The following is a 20,092-nucleotide window of genomic DNA, read 5'->3' as shown; positions in this document are numbered from 1 at the left end:
AGTCGGTGGGCGCACCGGGGCGTTCACCTGGTTCGGGTGAGGTGCCCCGTCGCCGCCCCTGCGGATGATCCCGGGGCACACCCGCTACGAGGAGGACCGACATGGCACGGGAGTTCCAGGGCAGGATCGAGCTCGACGTCCGCGACTCGCAGGGAGACTGGCCGGCGTTCCTCCCGGGCAAGGCGCCCGAGGGCGCGCCCAACGTGCTGGTCGTGCTGTACGACGACACCGGGCAGGCGGCCTGGTCGCCGTACGGCGGGCGGATCCAGATGCCCACGATGGAGCGCCTCGCGGCCGGGGGCCTGACGTACTCGCAGTGGCACACGACCGCGTTGTGCTCGCCCACGCGGTCGACGTTCCTGACGGGCCGCAACCACCACCTCAACGGGTTCGCGACGATCTCGGAGAGCTCGACGGGCTTTCCCGGCTACAGCTCGCACATCCCGCCGTCCAACGCCAGCATCGCGAGCGTGCTGCGCGAGGCCGGCTGGAGCACGTTCTGGGTGGGCAAGAACCACAACGTGCCGATCGACGAGTGGACCATGGGCGCCTCGAAGAAGCGCTGGCCGCTCGGGCAGGGCTTCGACCAGTTCTACGGGTTCATCGGTGGTGAGACGAACCAGTGGTTCCCGTCCCTGGCGGAGGGCAACCGGTACATCGACCAGCCCTACGGCCCCGAGGACGGTTACCACCTGTCCAAGGACCTCGCGGACCAGGCGCTGCGGATGATCCGGGACTCGAAGCAGACCGAGCCGGACAAGCCCTGGTACCTGTGGTTCTGCCCGGGCGCCAACCACGCCCCGCACCACGCGCCCCAGGAGTACATCGACAAGTACCAGGGCGTGTTCGACGACGGGTACGAGGCCTACCGCGAGTGGGTGCTGCCCCGGATGATCGAGCGCGGCATCCTCCCGGAGGGCACCGAGCTCACCGACCTCAACCCCATGCCCGACGGCACCTTCTCGGAGTCCGACCTGGTGCGGCCGTGGGCCGAGCTGAACGACAAGGAGAAGGCGATGTTCTGCCGCATGGCAGAGGTGTACGCCGGCCTGTCGGAGTACACGGACGCCCAGGTGGGTCGCATCGTCGACTACCTGGAGGAGTCGGGCCAGCTCGAGAACACCCTCATCCTGTACTGCGCCGACAACGGCGCGTCGGGGGAGGGGAGCCCGAACGGCTCGGTCAACGAGGGCAAGATCTTCGGCGGCTACCCGGACGACCTCGAGCAGAACCTGGCGATGGTGGACCAGCTCGGCACCCCGGACACGTACAACCACTACCCGACGGGGTGGGCCGCCGCGTTCTCCACCCCGTACCGGATGTTCAAGCGCTACGTCTACCAGGGCGGCATCAGCGACCCCATGGTGATCCACTGGCCCGCCGGGATCAGCGCTCGCGGCGAGGTCCGGGACCAGTACCACCACTGCACCGACGTGGTCCCCACCATCCTGGAGGCGTGCGGGGTGGAGTTCCCCAAGGTGTTCGACGGCGTCGAGCAGACGCCGCTGTCCGGGGTGTCGATGGTCTACTCCTTCGACGCGCCCGAGGCACCCACGCGCAAGGACACCCAGTACTACGAGATGTTCGGCAACCGCGGCATCTGGCACAGGGGGTGGAAGGCCGTCACGGAGCACGGCCCGGTCAGCGGCCGCGGACGGTTCGACGACGACGCCTGGCAGCTCTTCCACACCGACACCGACCGTGCCGAGGCCCACGACCTGGCCGCCGAGCACCCGGACAAGGTCGAGGAGCTCAAGGCGCTCTGGCTCTCCGAGGCGACGGCGAACAACGTGCTGCCCCTGAACGACCTCCAGATCATCGGCAACCCGAAGGACTTCGAGACGTTCGTGAGGATGGAGTTCCACATCCCCGTCCCGCCGAGCGGCCAGTACACCTACTACCCCGGCACGTCCGAGATCCCCGAGCGCTCGGCGGCCAACGTGCACGGCGTCTCCTACAAGGTGCTGGCGGACCTGGACCTGACCCCCGGCTCCGCCGGCGTGGTCTTCGCCCACGGCTCCCGGTTCGGCGGCCACGCGCTCTTCGTCAAGGACGGCACGGTCACCTACGCCTACAACTTCCTCGGCATCCCGCCCGAGGACCGGATCTCCGCCCCCGTGCCCCGGGACGGCCGGCACGTGATCGGCGTGGACTTCGCCAAGGAGCGGACGGGGGAGCACCGGGAGGGGATCGGCCCGCTGCGGCTCTGGATCGACGACGAGGTGGTCGCGGAGCAGGAGATCAGGACCGTCCTGGGCCACTTCTCGCTGTGCGGCGAGGGGCTGTGCATCGGCTACGACAGCGGGGACGCGGTCTCCCGCGAGTACGCCGGCTCCCGGTTCGAGTTCACCGGCGGCACCATCCACAAGGTCGTGTTCGACGTCGCGGACGACGCGTACGTCGACCTGGAGGCGCACCTCCGGGCGGCGATGGCCCGCGACTGACGGGCGCCGCGCTCGGCTGGCACGCCTCAGATCAGGTGGAAGCTCCGGGCGACCTTGAGGGCTTCGCTGCGGCACGACGCCGCCAGCTTCACGTACAGGCTCGACACGTGCGTCTTGATCGTGTTCTCCGAGACGAACAGCGCGACGGAGATGTCGGCGTAGGTGGCCCCGCGCGCCAGCTCGTTGAGCACCTCCCGCTCGCGCGGGCTCAGCGCGGGCGGGACGAGCGCCTGACCGACCTCGTCCAGCTCGTGCGGTGTCGCGGTCACGGACGCGTAGACGGCCGTGATGTCGGCCCGGCCGGTCGTCATCGTCACCAGCTCGTGGAGCCAGCCGACCGCCGGGCGTCCGACGAACCGGCGCAGCAGCGTCTCGATGGGAGTTCCCTGCCGGACCCAGCCGAGGAACGGTGAGGCGTTCCTGCGGGTCTCGGTCACCGCGACCGCCTCCGCCAGCCGGTCGCGGGCGGCGTGCGGGTCACCCAGCGCGTCGAGCAGCTGGGCCTCGCACGCCAGGGCGAGCGCACGGGTGGGCGGTTGCGCGTAGGTGGCGTCCGCCGAGGCCACCTCGAACGCGGCGGCGGCGACCCGCCGCTCACCGTCCCGGTCGGCCCGCAACCCTTGCACGAGCGCGGCCTCGCCGACGGCGCCGAGCAGCTCGAGCGTGCCGTGCAGCGACCTGAGCGTGTCCCGGTCGCTCGCGAGCGTGGCGACGAACGCCCGCTCGACGAGCAGGGCGACCCGCAGGTGCTCCGGCAGCTGCTCGTCGGTGAGGCGCAGGCACTCACCGGGGCCGGACAGGAGCCGCTGCGCCTCGGCGACGTTGCCGGCGAGCACCTCGTGCCGGGCGTCGTAGATCCGGAACCAGAACCGGGTGCACAGGTCGCCGTTGTGGTACCGGGCACCAGGGAAGTCCGCCACCGGGGTGTCGGTGGGCGCGGGGACGTCCAGCAGGCGCGCGAGCAGACCAGCGAGGTTGGCCCGCGCCGAGACGAACCGGAGCGGCTGCCCGCCGCGGGCGGCGGCCGTCGCGAGCGCGTCGCCGGCCAGCTCGACGCACGCCCGCTCCCGGCCGCGCATGTACTGGGTGAAGGCGAGGTGGCTCAGCGCGCAGGCCTCGAGATGTCCCAGACCCTGGTTGTGGGCGAGGCTGACGGCCAGGCTCAGGTTGGCCTCGGCGTCGGTGAGCTCGCCCAGCCAGTTCTGGGCGATGCCCAGCTCGTTGGCGAGCACGGGCAGGATCTCGGCGTCGGCCTCACGTGTGCCGGCGCGTGCCTGTGCCGCGGCCAGCACCCGTTTCGCGTGGCCGACGGCGGCGTAGGCCGGCTCGAGACCCAGGGCGAAGCGCCACAGCCGGACGCAGGCGACCCGCGCGTCGAGCCGTTCCCCGTCGTCCCCCGGCGTCGACGACGTCCGGCGGCCGGCGTTCAGGATCCGGTCTCCCCAGTGCCGCGCTCCTTCGACGTCGTCGTCGAGCCAGCACCCGAGGGCGATGGCGAACCAGGTGTCGGGCCGGTCCTCGACGAACTCGGCCTGCGCCCGGACGAACCCGGCCACCTCGTCCTGCTCGCACCGGTCGAGGACCAGGCGCACGCCGTCGCGCGCGAGGACGTCGGCGGCCTCCACGGACGCGCCGATACCGACGAGGCGCTCGAACGCGCCGGAGAGGTGGCCGCGTGCCAGGTCGAGGCGGACCGCGCGCACGACGGTCGAGCGGGCGCGGACCGCGTCGACGCCGCCGGCGACAAGGTGTTGCCGGACGATCTCCATGAGGAGCGGATGGATCCGGAAGCCGTCGTCGGCGGGAGCGTCCGTCGGGTCCGCCGACCCGGCGCAGTCGTGGTTCGTCACGCGGGTGACGAGCAGGCCTGTGTCCTCCAGCTCCGCGAGGACCTCCCCGGCATGCGCGTCGTGGGTGAGGTGCGCGGCCGTGGCGACGCTGACCACGCCCTCGCCGGCGATGCACAGCAGCAGGTGTCGTTGCCGTGGCGTGAGCATGCTGAAGACCTCACCGGCCACCCGGGTCGCCATCGACGCTGTGTCGTGCGAGAGGAGGCGCGCCGCGACCACCGGGTCCGGTGCGGAGCTGAGCTCGCGCGCGGCGAGGACAGCGGCCGCGCACCAGCCGTCGGCGTGCCGGGTCACGGCGTCGAGCACCCGCCGGTCCTCGGACCGGGAGTGCCCCGCCACCAGCGACCGGCACTCGGTCTCGCCGAGGCGCAGCAGGCTCCCCGGCAGGATCGCGAAGTTGCCCAGGAGCTCGGGGACCAGCCGGGTCAGCGGCAGCGCCCGGCGGCTGAGCAGGAGGACCCGCATCGACTCCGGCGCGCCGCTGAGCCGTTCGTCGACGAGCCGCAGGGTCGCGGCGGGGAGCAGGTGCGCGTCGTCGATCACGACCAGGACCGCCGACGAGCTCGCGGCGTCGAGCACGGCTTCGAGTCTCTCGGGCGTCCACGTGTGGTCGGCGTCCAGCCAGACGGCGTCCCGGGCGTTGGGGGACGCGGTGGTCCGGAGCCAGCCGGCGACGCCCAGGGTCTTGCCCGCCCCCGCCGGCGCCGCGATCAGGGTGACCGAGCCCTCGGTCACCTCGTCGAGCCGCTGCCAGAGGCGGGGCCGCGGGACGTAGACGCGCGGCAGGCGGGGCGCCGGGGAGTCCTCGGGGTGGCGGTGGACCCGGACGGGCTCGACGTGCGGACCGGTGGGCCGAAGGAGTCTCGCTGTCAGGCTCGTGCTCCGCTCGGAGACGGAGCTGGTGTCGATGTGCATACCGCGGGGTCCTCCACTCGAAAGGTGAAGTGGCGGCCGTGGCAGCACCGCCGATCCGTGGCGGGGTCGGCGCCCCGGATCTCGAGCTCGCATGTCTCTCATTTCCCTCTCGGGAAATATGCATCCTTGTTCATCATGCGTGCCCCCCGGTAATTTCGCCCGCGCTGATTCCGAGTTCACCCGGCGGCGGTGATTTCTTCCCTCAGGTCTCTGCGGTAAAAGGCCTGCTCAGGGCCCAGATCACCGGTGCGCGGAATGCAATAGATGATGCGCATCCAAATGTGGCGATTAGGCAGGAATGCAAAATTCGCAAGGCTCGTCAGCCTTGCGAGAATGATCCCGCCCCCGGAGCTGGCGGCGAGCGCGGAGACGCACTCGCCGCCGGCCACCGAGGGCGCGGAGGAAGACGGCGGCGAGACGAGGGGACTACTCCTCACCGAAGACCTCGCGGAGCGCGGTCTCCTGCTCCGTGCTGAGGTTGGTGAAGATGAGCTCAGCGGTCTCCTGGCCGGCGAGGGCGTCGCGGACCTTGTCGATGACCGCGTCGGAGGACATGAGGAAGAGTGCCGAGGTGCCGGGCGTGATCTCGTCGCGGACACGGTTGATGAAGCCGTCGTCGATCCCGACGTCGGTGAGCGCGCCGCTCAGCGCGCCTGTCGCGGCGCCGATGGCCGCGCCGAGCAGCGGGACGAAGAAGAGGAGCCCGAAGAGCATCCCCCAGAAGGAGCCGCCGAGGGCTCCCGCCCCGGTGGTGGAGTTGAGCTGTCTCGTCCTCGGCTTCTTCGCCCCCTCCTCCCACCGCACGGTGGCGGCGTCGCGGACCGTGATGAGGTTCTCGCGGGCGAGCTGCTGGATCGTCGTCGAGGCGGTGTCCGCGCCTTCCGCGGTCTTGAACTTCCAGACCGTCAGCGTTGCCTGAGCCATGTGCGTTCTCCTTCGGTGTCGCGTGCGGTGGATTTCATCCCGCACACTCCAGGGTCCCGGTGCCGGGCGTCCTCACCCGTTCCCGGTGAACCCGCCCCCGTCGTCGTGCCGGCCGTTGCGGACCGCGTCGTCGAGCGACGGGAACAGCTCGGGCTCGCCTTCCTCGCCTGCACGGGCCAGCACGTCGCGCACCTGTCCGATGCCCTCGGCCAGCGCCAGCTCGGCGCCGTCCCGCCGGAGGTCGGCGCGCAGCTGGACGAGCATCGCCGCCGCGGTCACGTCGATGGACGGCGTGGACCGCCCGTCCAGGACGACGAGCCGGAGACCGGGCGTGGCCGCCGCGAGCTCCCGCACGCGCGAGCGCACGTACTCGGCGTTCGCGAAGATCAGGGGGCCCTCGACCCGGACGACGAGGACCCCGGGCAGGGTGGCGTAGTCGGGGTTGCGTCCCACGTCCACCCAGGGCCGGCCGACGTCCTTGCCCACCGGGGCCAGGATCGCGACGCGCGGGCGCGAGGTCCGGGCCAGCAGCAGGACCAGGGACACGGCGATCCCGATGACCAGGCCGGGGAGCGTGTCGAAGACGAGCACGCCCAGCAGGGCCGCGCCCGCCGCCATGAAGTCCGCGCGGGCGGTGACCTGGTAGACGCGCGCCAGGCGCCCGGTCCGCACCCGCCACAGCCGCCGCAGGGAGGCGACGTCGACGAGCTCGACGACGGCTGCCACGACCACCGCGGCCAGCGTGGCCAGGGGCAGCTGCTCGAAGACGCCCGTCAGGAAGAGCAGGGTGAGCACCGTCAGGGCGGCCGCGGTCAGCGCCGAGATCTGGGAGCGGGCCCCGGCGCCCGCGTTCACCGCCGTCTTGGACAGGCTCCCGTTGACGACCATGCCGGAGACGAACCCGGCGCCGAGGTTCGACAGCCCGAGTCCGACCAGCTCGCGGTTCGGGTCGACGTCGTACCCCCACTTCGCGGCGTAGGTCTTCGCCGCCCCGAGGCCCTCGGCGAAGCCGATGAGCATCAGGCCCACCGCGCCGCCGAGCAGCTCCGCGAACTGCGCGGCCGTCACGTCGGGCACCCCGACCTGCGGCAGCCCCGCGTCGATGTGACCGACGACGGCGAGGCCCTGGTCGCCCAGGCCGAACAGGATGGTGGCGCCGATGGCCAGCAGCACCACGACGAGCGAGCCCGGCAGGAACGGCATGGTGCGACGCACCAGCACCAGGGCCGCCAGGCTGGCGAGCCCGACCGTGATGGTGAGCGGATCGATGTCGCCGAGCTGGCCCAGCAGGGCCCACGTCTTCTCGAAGAAGCTGCCGGAGCCGCCCTCGACACCGATGAGGTCGGGCACCTGGCCGACGATGATCGTCAGGGCGAGCCCGATGATGAAGCCCTTGAGGACCGGCTCCGAGATGAAGGCGGCGAGAAAGCCGAGGCGGAGCAGGCCCGCCAGGATCGCGACGATGCCCGTGGCCACGGCGAGCGCCGTGGTCAGCGCGACGGGGTCGCCGTCCGCCCCAGCGACGCTCGCCACGATGCCCGCCGACAGGGCCGCGGTCGCGGACATCGGCGACACGACGAGCTGGCGCGAGGTGCCGGCGATCGCGTAGAGGGCCAGGGCGGGCACGGCTGCGTAGAGGCCGACGACGGGCGGGACGCCGGCGATGGTGGCGTAGGCGAGTGCCTCGGGGACGAGCACCGCCCACACCGCGAGACCAGCCACGATGTCGGGCCGGAGCCACGAGCGCTGGAAGCCGGAGAACGACGGACCGACGAATCTGGCCACGGGGGCGCCTCTCGGTAGGGGTCTCGGCAGGGGCTGCTGACTGCGCAGACCGTAGGCAGGGCCCGGACCTCCCAGGTCACCCGTTAGGGGTGACCGCCACGGGCCCCGTGTCGTCGAAGGTCGCGCCATGGGGGACATGCTGGTGGCCTTGCTGCCCGAGATGGTCGGACTGGCGGTGACGCCCGCGGCGATCATCGCGTGTCTCCTGCTGCTCGGGTCGGTGCGGCCCTACCGCAACGTGGCGGTGTTCGGCGGCACGGTGCTGGTGGTCTACGCGATGCTCGGGGCGATCGCCCTGGTGGTCGGCAACGCCACGGGCGCGCGGAGCGCCGGCCCCGCCGGCGCGGGCTGGGTCAGCCTGGTGGTGGGCGTCCTGTTCCTGGCCGTCGGGATCGTCGCGGCGACCAGGCGGCCGGTCCCGGCCCCGGAGTCGGCGGGACGAGGCGACACGATGCCGGCGTGGGCGCGCAAGCTGTCCGTGCCGACGGTGCCGGTGCTCATGGGGATAGCGGTCGTGCTCGCCCTCCTCAATCCCAATGTGGCGATCCTGATCTCGGGCCTGACGACGGTGGTGACCTCCGACGTCCCCCTCGGGGCGCAGGAGATCGGCGTGCTGCTCCTCGTCGTGGCGAGCGTGCTGGACTACGTGATCCCGACCGTGCTCCACGCGACCGCGGGGATCCCCGGGCGCCGTCAGCTGCGCGAGCTGCGGTTCTGGCTGATCCGCCGCGACCGGGTCATCGGCGCCGCCGTCCTGCTGGTCTTCGGCGTCATCTTCACCGTGCGCGGGCTGTCCCGGCTGCTCGCCTGACGAGCTCCCGGTCATTCGCGGGCCAGGGCCGCGGCAGCCTCCCGCTCGAGGTCGAGGTACTGCTCCTCGCTCACGTCGACCCCGACGCCGAGGATCGTGCCCCCGGTGAACCGGAACGGTGCCTGGTACAGACGGCTGACGGGGTCCGCGCTGTCGTAGCCGACGCAGAGGCCGTCACCGCACAGGGTGAACTTGCCCACCTGCGCGCGCATCGGCCCCTCGGCCACGACCTCCTCCCCGACGAAGAGCCGGGCGCGGCCCACGGACTCGCCGTGGTCGCCCGCGGACTCCCGCAGGAACTCCACGCCGAGCACGGCCTTGCCCGGTTCGAGCCCGGGCGAGGTGAGGACCTGCTCCGGCTGGATGCCCAGGAAGTTGTAGACGTAGTGCAGGCGATGGTCCTTGACGAAGAGCGTGTGCCCGCCGAAGCGCGACCCGTGCGCGAACAGGACGCCCTCGGCGTCCGGCGTGAGGTCGACGTCGGCCACGATCTTGTAGGAGCGTCCGCGGATGTTGACCGCCACCCCCTCGGGGACCGGGGCCGCGTCCGGGTAGTAGACGTACCGGCTGCGGGGCGGCTCGGCCTGCGGCCGGTCGACCGTCAGCTGCTCGACGGCGGACCGGTCGTCCAGGGGCAGGACGTCGTTGCGCTCCGCCTCCTCGAACCAGGCGGCGATCAGCTCGCGCAGCTTCTCGGGGTGCTCGGCGGCCAGGTCGTGGGCCTCGGCGCGGTCCTCGTCGACGTGGTACAGCTCCCAGACGTCCTGGTCGAACCGCCCGTGCCCGCTGATCGGGGCGTGGACCGCGGCGGCCTTCCAGCCGTCCTTCCAGATGGCACGGGTGCCGAGCATCGCGTAGTACTGGCGGTCCTTGGTGGTCGGGGCGTCGCCGTCGTCGAAGCTGTAGCGCATCGACACGCCGTTCAGGGGGTGCTGGGGCACGCCGCGGTAGGTGTCGGGCATCTCGACGCCGGTCACGTCCAGGATGGTCGCCACGATGTCGGTCGCATGGTGGTACTGGTGGCGCACGGCACCCTGCGCCCTGATCCCGGCCGGCCAGTGCACCACCATCGGGTCGCACGTGCCGCCCGAGTACTGGGCGTAGCGCTTGAACATCTGGAACGGCGTGGAGAACGCGGCCGCCCAGCCGGTGGGGTAGTGGTTGTAGGTCTCCGGGCTGCCCAGGGCGTCCAGGTACCCCAGGTTCTCCGCGAGGTCGTCGGGGAAGCCGTTGAAGAACTTGTTCTCGTTGACCGACCCGTTGGGGCTGCCCTCGCCGGAGGCGCCGTTGTCGGCGCAGTAGAAGATCAGCGTGTTGTCCAGCTGCCCGGTCTGCTCCAGGTAATCGATGACGCGGCCGATCTGCACGTCCGTGTACTCGGAGAACCCGGCGAACACCTCGGCCATCCTGCTGAACAAGCGCTTCTCGTCGTCGCTCAGCTCCGCCCAGGGCCGCACGTGGTCCGCCGGGTTGGCGGCGTCCTCCGGCAGCGGGTCCAGCGGGGTGAGGTCGGTGCCCTCGGGCACGATGCCGCGCTCGATCATCCGGGCCAGCACCCACTCGCGGTAGGCCTCGTAGCCGTCGTCGAACATCCCCTGGTACTTGTCGATGTACTCCTGGGGCGCGTGGTGCGGGGCGTGGTTGGCGCCCGGGCAGTACCACATGAACCACGGCTTGGACGGGTTGGACGAGTTCTGGTCGCGGAGCATGCGGATCGCCTGGTCGGCCAGGTCCTTGGAGAGGTGGTAGCCCTCCTCGGGGGTGTAGGGCGGCTCGATGAACCGGTTGTCCTCCACCAGGTCGGGGTACCACTGGTTGGTCTCGCCGCCAAGGAACCCGTAGAAGCGGTCGAAGCCCTTCTGCAGGGGCCACTCGGAGCGGCTGCCGCCGCTCGCGATGTCCTCCTCGGGGACGTTGTGGTCCTTGCCCAGCCAGAAGGTGGACCAGCCGTTGTCCTGGAGCACCTGGCCCACGGTGGCGCACTCGGCGGGAAGCCGTCCCGCCGCACCGGGGAAGCCGTTGGTGGCTTCCATGATCGCCGCGCAGCGGTTGACGTGATGGTTGCGGCCGGTGAGGAAGACGGACCGGGTGGGGGAGCACAGGGCCGTGGTGTGCCACTGCGAGTAGGTCAGGCCGCCCGCCGCCAGGCGGTCGAGGGTCGGCATCGAGATGCGCCCGCCGTACGTGGACCACGCGGCCATGCCGGTGTCGTCGTAGAGGATCACCAGGACGTTCGGTGATCCCTCCGGCGCCTTCCGCAGCTCGTAGGGGGCCCAGTCCGGGACGGAGTCCCGCACGTCCAGCTCGATACGACCGTTGAACGGTTCCACCATGTTCTCCACCCCATCGGTTGGTGACGACATCGGTTGGTGACGACACGCGAGCCGGCCGGACCGCGGCCGGCCAGGGTCATCGTCCGCAGCCCGTTCGCCGGGACGGGTCACCTGGATCGGGTGACGCCGCTGGCGGTACCGGTGCGTAGGTTCGCGATCTCGCAGGTCAGGTTCGTCAGGAGGAGACGCGATGGGCGCCGCGATAGGTCAGTCCCTGCCGGTCGCGGTGGGCGTGCTCATCAGTCCGCTGCCGGTCGTGGCAGTGGTGCTGATGCTGACGAGCGAGCGGGCGCGCGCCAACGCCTGGGCGTTCGTCGTCGCGTGGTTCGTCGCGGTGCTCGCCGCGGTCGCCGCCATCGCCTTTCTCGCGGGCGGCGCGACCGCCGACGCCGACGGCCCGGCTGCGTGGACCGGCTGGCTCAAGATCGTGCTCGGCATCCTGCTGCTGTTTCTCGGCGTCCGGCAGTTCCTGGGCCGGCCGGGGCCCGGCGTCGAGCCCCCGGCCCCGAAGTGGATGGCGGCGATCGACCAGTTCACACCGGTGAGGTCGGCGGGCCTGGCGGTCCTGCTGGCCGTGGTGAACCCGAAGAACCTGCTCCTGGTGGTGTCCGGGGGTACGGCCGTCGCGGCGGCCGCGCAAGGTACGGGACCGACGATCGTCGCCTCGCTGGTGTTCGCGCTCGTGGCCACCACCGGCGTCGCGGTGCCGCTGGTGATCTACCTGGCCATGGGCACCCGGGCGGCACGGATCCTGCACGGCCTGCAGGTCTGGATGGTCCACAACAACGCGGTGATCATGGCCGTCCTGCTCGTCGTCCTCGGGGCGAAGATGATGGGCGACGGCATCTCGGTGCTGTAGGGCCATCAACCCTGGTCAGGCACCTGCGCGGCGCAGGCGTTCGGCCGCTTGCGCCAGGAACGCCTCGCTCGACGTGGTGCCGCCCAGTCCCTCCCAGAGGTTGTACGCGGCCATCCACAGGCCGGCTGCCCACGCGACCTCCTGCTCCTCGGGGTCGAACGAGCGGCCTCGGGCATCCTGGTAAGCCGCCAGGAACGCCTCGGAGCTCTCGAGCGGGGCCAGCACGGGCGGCCCGGCGCTGGCGAACGCGCCGCTGGCCGCCCCCACCAGCGCTGCCTCCGGTTGCCACGCGAGGCTGTCCCAGTCGTGCACCGTCCGCACCTGCTCGCCGTCCCAGCGCAGGTTCTGCGCCTCGAAGTCGGCGTGGCCGAGCACGTGCGGCAGGTCGGCGGCGAGCAGCCGCCGCCGGGCCCGGTGGGCCGCGTCGACGACGGGCCCGGCCACGTCGTCGTCCCGGCCTGCGAGGCCGTCGACCGCGGGCCACACCCCGGCGTCGGCGTGGTCCCAGCGGACCCACGGCGGGTTGGGCAGCGGCGGTGCGACGGTCACGCCCGCGAGCTCGGTCATGAGCCGGGCGAACACCTGCGCGCAGCGCACGGCGACCGCCGGCGAGTCACCGTGCCGCACCTCGCCGGCGGCCCGGAGCTCCTCGGCGTGCACGGCCAGCGAACCGGCACGGGTGACCGGCGTGAGCGGCCGTGCGCACGGGAAACCTCCTGCGGACAGCCGGGCCTGCGCCGCGACGCAGGACGCCGCCCGGCCGTCGTCGGGGCGGGCCTTGACCACCGCTTCCGTGCCGTCGCGCAGGCGGAGCCCGAACACCATGGAGACCTGGTGCACCCGGAACAGCACGGCGTCGGGTTCGCTGCCGAGGTGATCGGTGCACCAGGCGGGCAGCCAGCCCGGCAGGTCGGCCAGCGGCACACGCCCGTCCTGCTTCGGTCGGGGTTTGGGAGCGTCGCGCACGTCGGCCATGCTGGCCATTCTCCGCCGGCTCACCGGCCTGCCGGCAGGGTCCGCGCGATCGGCGTCAGCGGGCGAGCGTCTGCGCCGGCCGCTCCCCGTACGCGGCCCGGTAGGCGGTCGCGAAGTGACCGAGGTGCACGAAGCCCCAGCGGCGGGCGACGGAGGCCACGGTGGTGGTCTGCGGATCGGCACCCGCGAGGTCGCGGTGGGCCCCGTCGAGGCGGGCCTGCCGCTAGCCGGCCAGGGACAAGCCCGGCATCACCGCGGTGCGCAGCAGGAACTCGTGGAACGCCGGGCTGGAGCCGAACGACGCGCCCGGGAAGAGCCTGCCGATCGCCTGTTCCATGGTGGCGGCGTCGTCGGCACGGAACTCCGCCGTCGTCACCTGGTTGTCCATTGGACGATCGTGACCCGCAGCGGCGCCCGTTCGCATCCCGCTCGACGGGTGAGGAATGCGAGAAACGCACGACAAGGCCGGGCCGTTGCGCCGGCGGGCACCGCAGGTGCGCGCTGGGGCACCCGGAGCCCGACGACGGGAAGTGCGGGCTTGGCGATCGGGCCGGTGGCGAGGAGTGCGGGCATCGGGCGGTGGGGTCGCGGTCTGGTCCGAGTCCCATCCGCATGCATCAACGAGGAGCGACATTTCCGACGACTCGGGCACGGGGCCGCTGGTAGCTCGCGAGCAGTCGCCAGCACGTTTTCATAGTCTGAAGACGCGTGCCCTGGCGTCGCAGGGAGGGCATCTCGAGGACGAGACCGCACGCGATCCCCGCTGCAGCCGGGGATGCCCGGTACGACGGCAAGGCGCCCCGCCTCCCCAGAGGGCGGGGTTCCTTGTTTCAGCGCAGGCTGCGGCGCGACACCTGCTGGGTGGGGGCACTGGCGTGAACATCGACCTCGTGCTCGAGTTCACGGCCCTCGGCCGGCGCACCGACGACGAGTTCGAGGACTGCCTCGAACAGGCGATCGCGACGCTCGGTGCGATCGACCGGGACGACATCGACGTCTCCGCCGCCCTGGCGGCTCGCCGGGCCACCTTCACCGTGTTCGACGTCGACGGGCGGTGGCCCGGCATCGGCCCCTTTCTCTCCGCGGTCTGGTCCGCGCTGTACGCAACGGGGTGCGCCGCCGGATCGGGCCGGCCGGGCAGCGCACTGTGGGTCGCCCACGAGCGGCAGCTGACGCTCGCCTGAGCCCCCGTGCCCTATGTTTCTCCCGTGACGATCCCACCGGTCCACGCCCCCGAGTTCTGGGCGCGGTACACGTTTGCCCACGACGACGGGCCGGGCGCGGACCGGCTCGGTGCCCTCCGGGACCTGCTGGACGCGGAGGACGACGACTTCGACGACGACGAGGGCCTTGACGACGAGGACGACGACACGTCCCTCGACGTGCCCTTCGAGGTCGGCCCCGGCCACCACGTGGTGCTGGGCATCGACGTCTCCGTCGGCTTCCACAGCCTGGGCATCACCACGCCCGGCGCGACCGAGCCGGCCGAGCTCGGCTGGGACGACATGGCGCACTGGCATCCGTACGCGCTGCGCTGGTCGGAGCTCGACCTGCTCTGCCGGGCCGTCGCCGCGAGGAGCCCCGAGCTGCCCCCGGGCGCAGCGCTGGCCCTGCTGTGCCGCTTCGCCGCCGTCTTCGACGACGACGACGTGGACCAGGCCGTCGCCGCCGTCGACGAGGCGTACGCCGCCCTGCGCCCCGCGCACTGGGAGGGCTACTGGCCGCGCGGCACCGACTGGCTCGAGCGCGCCGACTTCCGCGGGGAGGGCGTCACGTGGGCGCGCGACGACGCCGGCAACCTGTGGGCCGGTCAGCCTGACGTCGACGCCGAACCCTTCTACAGCACCCGGATCGGGCCGGACACCGGCGCGGGCGACGCCTTTCCCCACGCCCAGCTCCGGGCCGTGCTGGACGCCGCGCGAGCGACCCTCACCCGGCCCGCGACACCCGTGGAACCCGCCTAACCCGCAGTCGCGCAGGTGATGCAGGTACGGGCCGTGGGCCGCGCCAGCAGGCGCTCGCGGGCGACGGCTCCTCCGCAGCGCTCGCAGCGGCCATAGGTGCCGTCGGCGATCCGGGTCAGCGCCGCCTCGACGTCGGCCAGGTGCTCCGTGGCCGATCCGAGCAGAGTGCTCGCCTGCGCGCGCTCGAAGGCGATCGTCGACCCCTCGGGGTCGTGCTCGTCGTCGGACGCGGAGAGCTGCGTCGCCTCCACCATCGAGGCGATGCTCCCGGTCAGGGAGGCGATCAGCTCCGCGGTGCGCTCGCGGTCGGCGAGCAGCAGCCCGCCGACCTCGTCGGTGAACGGAACAGTCACCCCGTCGGCCTCCTCACGACGAGAACTCACGACGAGTCCTCCTCACGATGATGCGACCCGGGCGAACGGACCGTCCAGCGCCGCCCAGTGCAGCAGCAGGATGGTCTTGCCGTCGACGATGCGACCGTCACGCACCATGGCGAGGGCCTCGGCGAACGGCACCTCCAGGACCTCGATGTCCTCGCCGTCCTCCTCGAGCCCGCCGCCGGCCCCGGTCCGGTCGGCCGGCGTGTAGGGGGCGGCGTAGTAGTGGAGCCGCTCGGTGACGGAGCCGGGGCTCATGTAGGTGTCGAGCACGTGGGTGAGCTCCCCGAGCGTGACGCCGAGCTCCTCGGCGGCCTCCCGGCGGACGGCGGTCTCGGGGTCGTCGGCGTCGAGCAGCCCGGCGGCCGCCTCGACGAGCATGCCGTCGGGGTGCCCGTTGACGTAGGCCGGGTAGCGGAACTGCCGGGTCAGCAGGACGCGGCCGCGCCCGACGTCGTAGGGCAGGACGACTGCACCGTTACCGCGGTCGTACGTCTCGCGCTGCTGGTTCTCCCACCGCCCGTCACGGCGCCGGTAGTCGTACGTGGTGCGCCGCAGGACGTGCCAGCCCTGGGAGGTGAGCTCGACGTCGCGGACCACGACGCGGGGGTTGCGGTCCAGGTCGCGCCCGGCCTGGTCGAGACCCGTGCGCCCGCGGTGGTCCGGGACGTCGACGCCGGGGCGGCTGATCGCGTGAAGGGGCAGCGGTTCGTCGGTCACGAGTGCTACCGTACATGCAGAAACGTGCAACAACGGGAGAGAGTGCGGATGCTGGCAGCGGAACGCCGAGATCACCTGCTCGGACTACTGGCTCGTGAGGGCAAGGTCGTCGCCAAGGACGTGGCCGCCGACCTGGGGATCTCCGAGGACAGCGTGCGCCGTGACCTCCGGGACCTGGCCGCCGAGGGCCTCGTCCAACGGGTCTACGGCGGCGCGCTCCCGGTCTCGCCGGCGGTGGTCGACTACGCGGCCCGGCGCTCCGTGGCCCCCGACGGCAAGCGTGCGGTCGCCGCGGTCGCCGCCGGTCTGGTGCGGCCCGGCGGGGCGGTGATCCTCGACGGCGGCACCACGGCCCTCGCCGTCGCGCGGGCGCTCCCGCCGGACCTGGCGTGCACGGTGATCACGCACAGCCCGACGATCGCCGTGGCCCTGCTCGACCACCCGGCCGCCGAGATCTACCTGCTCGGCGGCCGGGTGTTCAAGCACTCGGCGGTGGCCTACGGCGCGGCGGCCGTCGAGGCGGCCCAGAACGTCTCCGCCGACCTCTGCCTGGTCGGCGTCACGGGGGTGCATCCCGAGGCGGGTCTGACCACGGGGGACGCGGAGGAGGCGGCGATGAAGCGCGCCCTGTCGGCGCGGGCCGCGGAGACCTACGTCCTCGCCTCGTCGGAGAAGATCGGGACGGCGTCGCGGTTCCGGGTGCTGCCCTGGGGGCAGGTCACCGGCGTGATCACGGACGCCGACCCGAGCGACCCGGTCCTTCGGCAGGTCCACGAGCTGGGCGTGGAGGTGCTGACCGCCGGAGGAGGCGCGGCGCTCACACGGTGACGAGCACCTTCAGCGCCTCGCGCGCGTCCATCGCGGCGTACCCCGCGGGCACGTCGTCGATCGACAGAGTGCGGTCGAACACCCTGCCCGGCTCGATCGTGCCGTCGAGCACGAGCGGGATCGCCTGCTCCATGTAGGCGCGGACCGGGGCGGGCCCGCCGGTGAGCGTGATGTTCCGGCCGAACAGCGAGCCGAAGCCGACCGGCGCGTCCTCGTACTGCGGCACGCCGACGCGGGAGATGACGCCGCCGGCCCGCACGACCCCGACCGACTGCGTGTAGGCGGGCATGTGTCCCACGGCCTCCAGCACGACGTGGGAGCCCTCGCCCCCGGTCAGGTCGACGACCTGCGCGATGCCCTCCTCGCCTCGCTCGGCGACGACGTCGGTCGCGCCCCACTCCCGGCCCAGGTCGGTGCGGGCCTGGTGGCGGCCCATGAGGATGATCCGCTCGGCGCCGAGCTGCCGGGCGGCGAGCACCGCGGAGAGGCCGACGGCGCCGTCCCCGATCACGGTGACCGTCTGGCCGGGCCGGATCCGCGCCAGGTACGCGGCGTGGTACCCGGTGAGGTACACGTCCGAGAGCGTGAGGAGCGACGGCAGGACCGCCTCGTCCTTCTCGGTGACGCCGGGCACCGGCACGAGGCTGCCGTCGGCGAGCGGGATGCGGGCGAGCTCGGCCTGCAGCCCCGGCGTGTCCGGGGTCGCGTAGAAGCCGCCGTGCGGGCAGGCGGTCTGGAAGCCGTCCCGGCAGATCGGGCAGGTGTTGTCCGCGAACGCGAACGGCGCGATCACCAGGTCGCCCGGGCGGACGGCGGTGACGGCGGAACCGACCTCCTCGACGACGGCGAGCAGCTCGTGCCCCATGGTCTGACCGTGCTCCGTGCCCGGCATCGAGTGGTACGGGTGCAGGTCGGAGCCGCAGATGCAGGTGCGCACGGTGCGCACGACGGCGTCGGTGGGCAGCAGGAGGGTCGGGTCGGCGACGGTTTCGACGCGGACGTCGCCCGCGCCGTACATGACGGTGGCCTTCATGGTGTGTGTCCTTCGGTTGGTGCGTGTGCGTGTGGTGCGTGTGGTGCCGCCGCCGGTCAGATGGTGATCACCACCCTGCGCGCCGTGTGGTCGTCCGCCGGGTCGTGACGCCGGACCAGGAGCAGGCAGGACGCCGCCGCGAGCAGCACCGCCGCCGACGTGACGGCTCCGAGCGGGAGGATCGCGGCCGCTCCCGCGACGCCCACCAGCGGGGCTGCGACCCCCCCGAACCCGAACCGGACCATGCCGAGCAGCGACGAGGCCGTGCCCGCCGTCCGCGGATACCCCGCGAGGGCGAGCGTGGTGGCCGGGGGCGACGAGATCGCCACGCCGCTCGCCAGCGTGAACAGGGCGGCGACGACCACCCACAGCGGCATCGGCGTCAGGCCGGCGAGCAGCAGGGCCGCCGCGCCGAGCCCGGTGGCCGCGACCCCGGTCGCGAGGGTGCCCGGCACGCTCCAGCGTTCCGCGAGGCGGCCTGCCACCCAGCCCGCCGTCATGAAGCCCGCGGAGTTGAACCCGAACGCCGCGGCGTACCACTGCGGCGAGAGGCCGTAGCCGTCCCGGAGCACGAACGTGGCGCCGGCGAGGTAGGCGAACAGGGCGGCGTAGAGGAACCCCTGGTTCAGCAGGGCGCCGAGGAAGGCCCGGTCCGTGAGCAGCGTGCGGTAGTCGCGCACGGTCTGCCCGAACCCGCCCGCCACGCGCAGCTCGACCGGCAGCGTCTCGGGGAACGCGAGCGCGGCGACGGCCAGGATCACGGCGCCGACGACGGCGAGGAACACGAACAGGCCGCGCCAGTCGACCCAGGTGCTCAGCAGCCCGCCCAGCAGCGGTCCGACGACCGCGGCGAACCTGCCGACCACGGTGAGGCGGCCGTAGAACCGGATCAGCGCGCCCCCGGAGTAGACGTCGCGCCCCGCGGCGCTGGCGATCACGATGCCGACGCCGCCCGCCAGCCCCTGCACGAACCGGGCGGCGACGAGCGTCTCGACGCTCGGGCTGAGCGCGCACAGCACCGAGGTGAGCACGTACGCGGCGACGCCGACCAGCAGGATGCCGCGCCGTCCGAAGCGGTCCGAGAGCGGCCCGGCGACGAGCTGGCCCACGGCGAGCCCCACGAGGCACGCCGTCACCGTCAGCTGCGCGACGGACGTGGCCGCGCCCAGCTCCGCGGTGAGGGCGGGCAGCGCCGGCAGGTAGAGGTCCATGGAGATCGGGCCGAACACCGTCAGCAGCAGGAGCAGGGACGGCGGCATCCGTCCGGTGACGGTCCGCGGGTTCAGGGTGGGTGGCACGCCCTCAGTCTTGGCGGCGGTGCGGGGGAGAGGGAGTCCCTGGCGTGGGGTGTACCGACAGGGCACCCCGCGCCCCGGGCGCCCGACCTAGCCTGGAGGCATGGACAACCGTGCCGAGGTTCGCGAGTTCCTCATGACCCGCCGTGCCCGCGTCTCGCCGGAGGCGGCGGGACTGCCCGCGGGGACGCAGCGCCGGGTCGCCGGCCTGCGCCGCAGCGAGGTCGCGGCGCTCGCGGGCGTCAGTGTCGAGTACTACGCGAAGCTGGAGCGCGGCGCCCTGGGCGGCGCGTCGGCGGCGGTCCTCGACTCCCTGTCCCGCGCCCTGCACCTGGACGACGCCGAGCACGCCCACCTCCTCGACCTCGCCCGGGCCGCCGACGGCATCCCGTCCTCGGGGCGCAGCCGCCGTCGGGCCGCCCGCCCGGGGGTGCCCCGGCCGAGCCTGCAGTGGATGCTCGACTCCGTCACCGACTCGGTCGCCGTCGTCCGTGACCAGCGGCAGGACCTCGTCGCGGTCAACGCCCTCGGGCGCGCCTTCTACTCGCCCCTGATCGGGGACGGCGGCCGGACGCCGAACTTCGCCCGCTTCCAGTTCCTCGACCCCGCGTCCCGCGAGTTCTACCCGGACTGGGACCTCTTCGCCGGGATGTGCGTGGCGATCATCCGCGCCGAGGCCGGCCGTGACCCCCACGACAAGGGCATCCAGGACCTCGTCGGCGAGCTCTCGACGCGCAGCGAGACGTTCCGCACGCTGTGGGCCGCGCACGACGTCCGCACGCACGGCGCCGGCACCAAGCGGTTCCGGCACCCCGTCGTGGGCGACCTGACCCTGGTCTACGAGGAGCTCGCCCTCACGGCCGAGCCGGGTCAGGTGATGCTCGTCTACAGCGCCGAGCCCGGCTCGCCGTCGGCCGAGGGCCTGCGCCTGCTCGCGTCCTGGTCCGCCGCCGAGCCGCGGCCGGCGGTGGGCTGACGC

17 protein-coding genes and 1 pseudogene are annotated in these 20,092 nt (G+C 72.6%); 7 read left to right on the top strand and 11 right to left on the bottom strand.

Features of this window, described 5'->3' with window-relative positions:
* Window positions 1-101: 101 nt before the first annotated feature.
* Window positions 102-2,444, top strand: a complete 2,343-nt coding sequence (locus ACZ7LE_RS20965) for an arylsulfatase (RefSeq protein ID WP_470405169.1) — start codon at window positions 102-104, stop codon at window positions 2,442-2,444.
* A gap of 26 nt (window positions 2,445-2,470) precedes the next feature.
* Here ACZ7LE_RS20965 and ACZ7LE_RS20960 read toward each other — a convergent pair whose 3' ends face one another.
* The 3 genes from ACZ7LE_RS20960 to ACZ7LE_RS20950 form a co-directional block, all read right to left on the bottom strand.
* The gene (locus ACZ7LE_RS20960) at window positions 2,471-5,209 is read right to left on the bottom strand and encodes a helix-turn-helix transcriptional regulator (RefSeq protein ID WP_470405168.1); all 2,739 of its coding nucleotides are present in this window, start codon (window positions 5,207-5,209) and stop codon (window positions 2,471-2,473) included.
* A 426-nt stretch (window positions 5,210-5,635) separates the two neighbouring features.
* On the bottom strand, window positions 5,636-6,133 hold the full coding sequence (locus ACZ7LE_RS20955; protein ID WP_470405167.1) for a DUF1269 domain-containing protein: 498 nt from the start codon (window positions 6,131-6,133) through the stop codon (window positions 5,636-5,638).
* 72 nt (window positions 6,134-6,205) lie between these two features.
* Window positions 6,206-7,918: a SulP family inorganic anion transporter gene (locus ACZ7LE_RS20950; RefSeq protein ID WP_470405166.1), complete on the bottom strand. Its 1,713-nt coding sequence runs from the start codon at window positions 7,916-7,918 to the stop codon at window positions 6,206-6,208.
* Window positions 7,919-8,045: 127 nt separating this feature from the next.
* Between ACZ7LE_RS20950 and ACZ7LE_RS20945 the strand changes: the two genes are divergently transcribed.
* Entirely contained in the window at window positions 8,046-8,729 is a 684-nt protein-coding gene (locus ACZ7LE_RS20945; RefSeq protein ID WP_470405165.1) for a GAP family protein, read from the top strand.
* Between the two features lie 11 nt (window positions 8,730-8,740).
* Here ACZ7LE_RS20945 and ACZ7LE_RS20940 read toward each other — a convergent pair whose 3' ends face one another.
* A complete protein-coding gene (locus tag ACZ7LE_RS20940) occupies window positions 8,741-11,062 on the bottom strand; it encodes an arylsulfatase (protein ID WP_470405164.1) in 2,322 nt (773 codons plus the stop codon).
* 190 nt (window positions 11,063-11,252) lie between these two features.
* On the opposite strand from ACZ7LE_RS20940, the gene ACZ7LE_RS20935 reads away from it, so the two are divergent.
* Window positions 11,253-11,921: a GAP family protein gene (locus ACZ7LE_RS20935; protein ID WP_470405163.1), complete on the top strand. Its 669-nt coding sequence runs from the start codon at window positions 11,253-11,255 to the stop codon at window positions 11,919-11,921.
* A gap of 15 nt (window positions 11,922-11,936) precedes the next feature.
* On the opposite strand, the gene ACZ7LE_RS20930 is transcribed toward ACZ7LE_RS20935, so the two are convergent.
* From ACZ7LE_RS20930 to ACZ7LE_RS20920, 3 genes and pseudogenes are all read right to left on the bottom strand, one after another.
* Complete coding sequence (locus tag ACZ7LE_RS20930; RefSeq protein WP_470405162.1) at window positions 11,937-12,896, bottom strand: phosphotransferase; 960 nt, start codon at window positions 12,894-12,896, stop codon at window positions 11,937-11,939.
* Window positions 12,897-12,951: 55 nt separating this feature from the next.
* Window positions 12,952-13,107, bottom strand: a pseudogene (locus ACZ7LE_RS20925) (helix-turn-helix domain-containing protein); the annotation flags it as partial.
* 12 nt (window positions 13,108-13,119) lie between these two features.
* Window positions 13,120-13,284: a hypothetical protein gene (locus ACZ7LE_RS20920; protein WP_470405161.1), complete on the bottom strand. Its 165-nt coding sequence runs from the start codon at window positions 13,282-13,284 to the stop codon at window positions 13,120-13,122.
* Between the two features lie 487 nt (window positions 13,285-13,771).
* Between ACZ7LE_RS20920 and ACZ7LE_RS20915 the strand changes: the two genes are divergently transcribed.
* Both ACZ7LE_RS20915 and ACZ7LE_RS20910 read left to right on the top strand, forming a co-directional pair.
* On the top strand, window positions 13,772-14,080 hold the full coding sequence (locus tag ACZ7LE_RS20915; protein WP_470405160.1) for a hypothetical protein: 309 nt from the start codon (window positions 13,772-13,774) through the stop codon (window positions 14,078-14,080).
* A gap of 24 nt (window positions 14,081-14,104) precedes the next feature.
* Window positions 14,105-14,860, top strand: coding sequence for a hypothetical protein (locus tag ACZ7LE_RS20910; protein ID WP_470405159.1), 756 nt, complete (start codon window positions 14,105-14,107; stop codon window positions 14,858-14,860).
* Here the strand turns inward: ACZ7LE_RS20910 and ACZ7LE_RS20905 are convergent.
* Both ACZ7LE_RS20905 and ACZ7LE_RS20900 read right to left on the bottom strand, forming a co-directional pair.
* Complete coding sequence (locus ACZ7LE_RS20905) at window positions 14,857-15,243, bottom strand: TraR/DksA family transcriptional regulator (RefSeq protein ID WP_470405158.1); 387 nt, start codon at window positions 15,241-15,243, stop codon at window positions 14,857-14,859. The two genes, ACZ7LE_RS20910 and ACZ7LE_RS20905, sit on opposite strands and share 4 nt — an antisense overlap.
* Window positions 15,244-15,255: 12 nt before the next feature.
* Window positions 15,256-15,957: an NUDIX domain-containing protein gene (locus ACZ7LE_RS20900; RefSeq protein ID WP_470405157.1), complete on the bottom strand. Its 702-nt coding sequence runs from the start codon at window positions 15,955-15,957 to the stop codon at window positions 15,256-15,258.
* Between the two features lie 48 nt (window positions 15,958-16,005).
* Between ACZ7LE_RS20900 and ACZ7LE_RS20895 the strand changes: the two genes are divergently transcribed.
* Complete coding sequence (locus ACZ7LE_RS20895) at window positions 16,006-16,785, top strand: DeoR/GlpR family DNA-binding transcription regulator (protein WP_470405156.1); 780 nt, start codon at window positions 16,006-16,008, stop codon at window positions 16,783-16,785.
* Here ACZ7LE_RS20895 and ACZ7LE_RS20890 read toward each other — a convergent pair.
* A complete protein-coding gene (locus ACZ7LE_RS20890; RefSeq protein WP_470405155.1) occupies window positions 16,775-17,818 on the bottom strand; it encodes a zinc-binding dehydrogenase in 1,044 nt (347 codons plus the stop codon). The genes ACZ7LE_RS20895 and ACZ7LE_RS20890 overlap by 11 nt on opposite strands.
* A 56-nt stretch (window positions 17,819-17,874) precedes the next feature.
* Window positions 17,875-19,077 (bottom strand): multidrug effflux MFS transporter, encoded by a 1,203-nt coding sequence (locus ACZ7LE_RS20885; RefSeq protein ID WP_470405327.1) that lies wholly within the window; start codon window positions 19,075-19,077, stop codon window positions 17,875-17,877.
* 139 nt (window positions 19,078-19,216) lie between these two features.
* Between ACZ7LE_RS20885 and ACZ7LE_RS20880 the strand changes: the two genes are divergently transcribed.
* Window positions 19,217-20,089, top strand: a complete 873-nt coding sequence (locus tag ACZ7LE_RS20880) for a helix-turn-helix transcriptional regulator (protein WP_470405154.1) — start codon at window positions 19,217-19,219, stop codon at window positions 20,087-20,089.
* The last annotated feature ends 3 nt before the right edge of the window (window positions 20,090-20,092 follow it).

This window comes from Promicromonospora sp. NPDC110617, from assembly GCF_055598465.1.
Note: the sequence above shows the minus strand (reverse complement) of the source record. Positions and strands in the feature narration are given on the sequence as shown.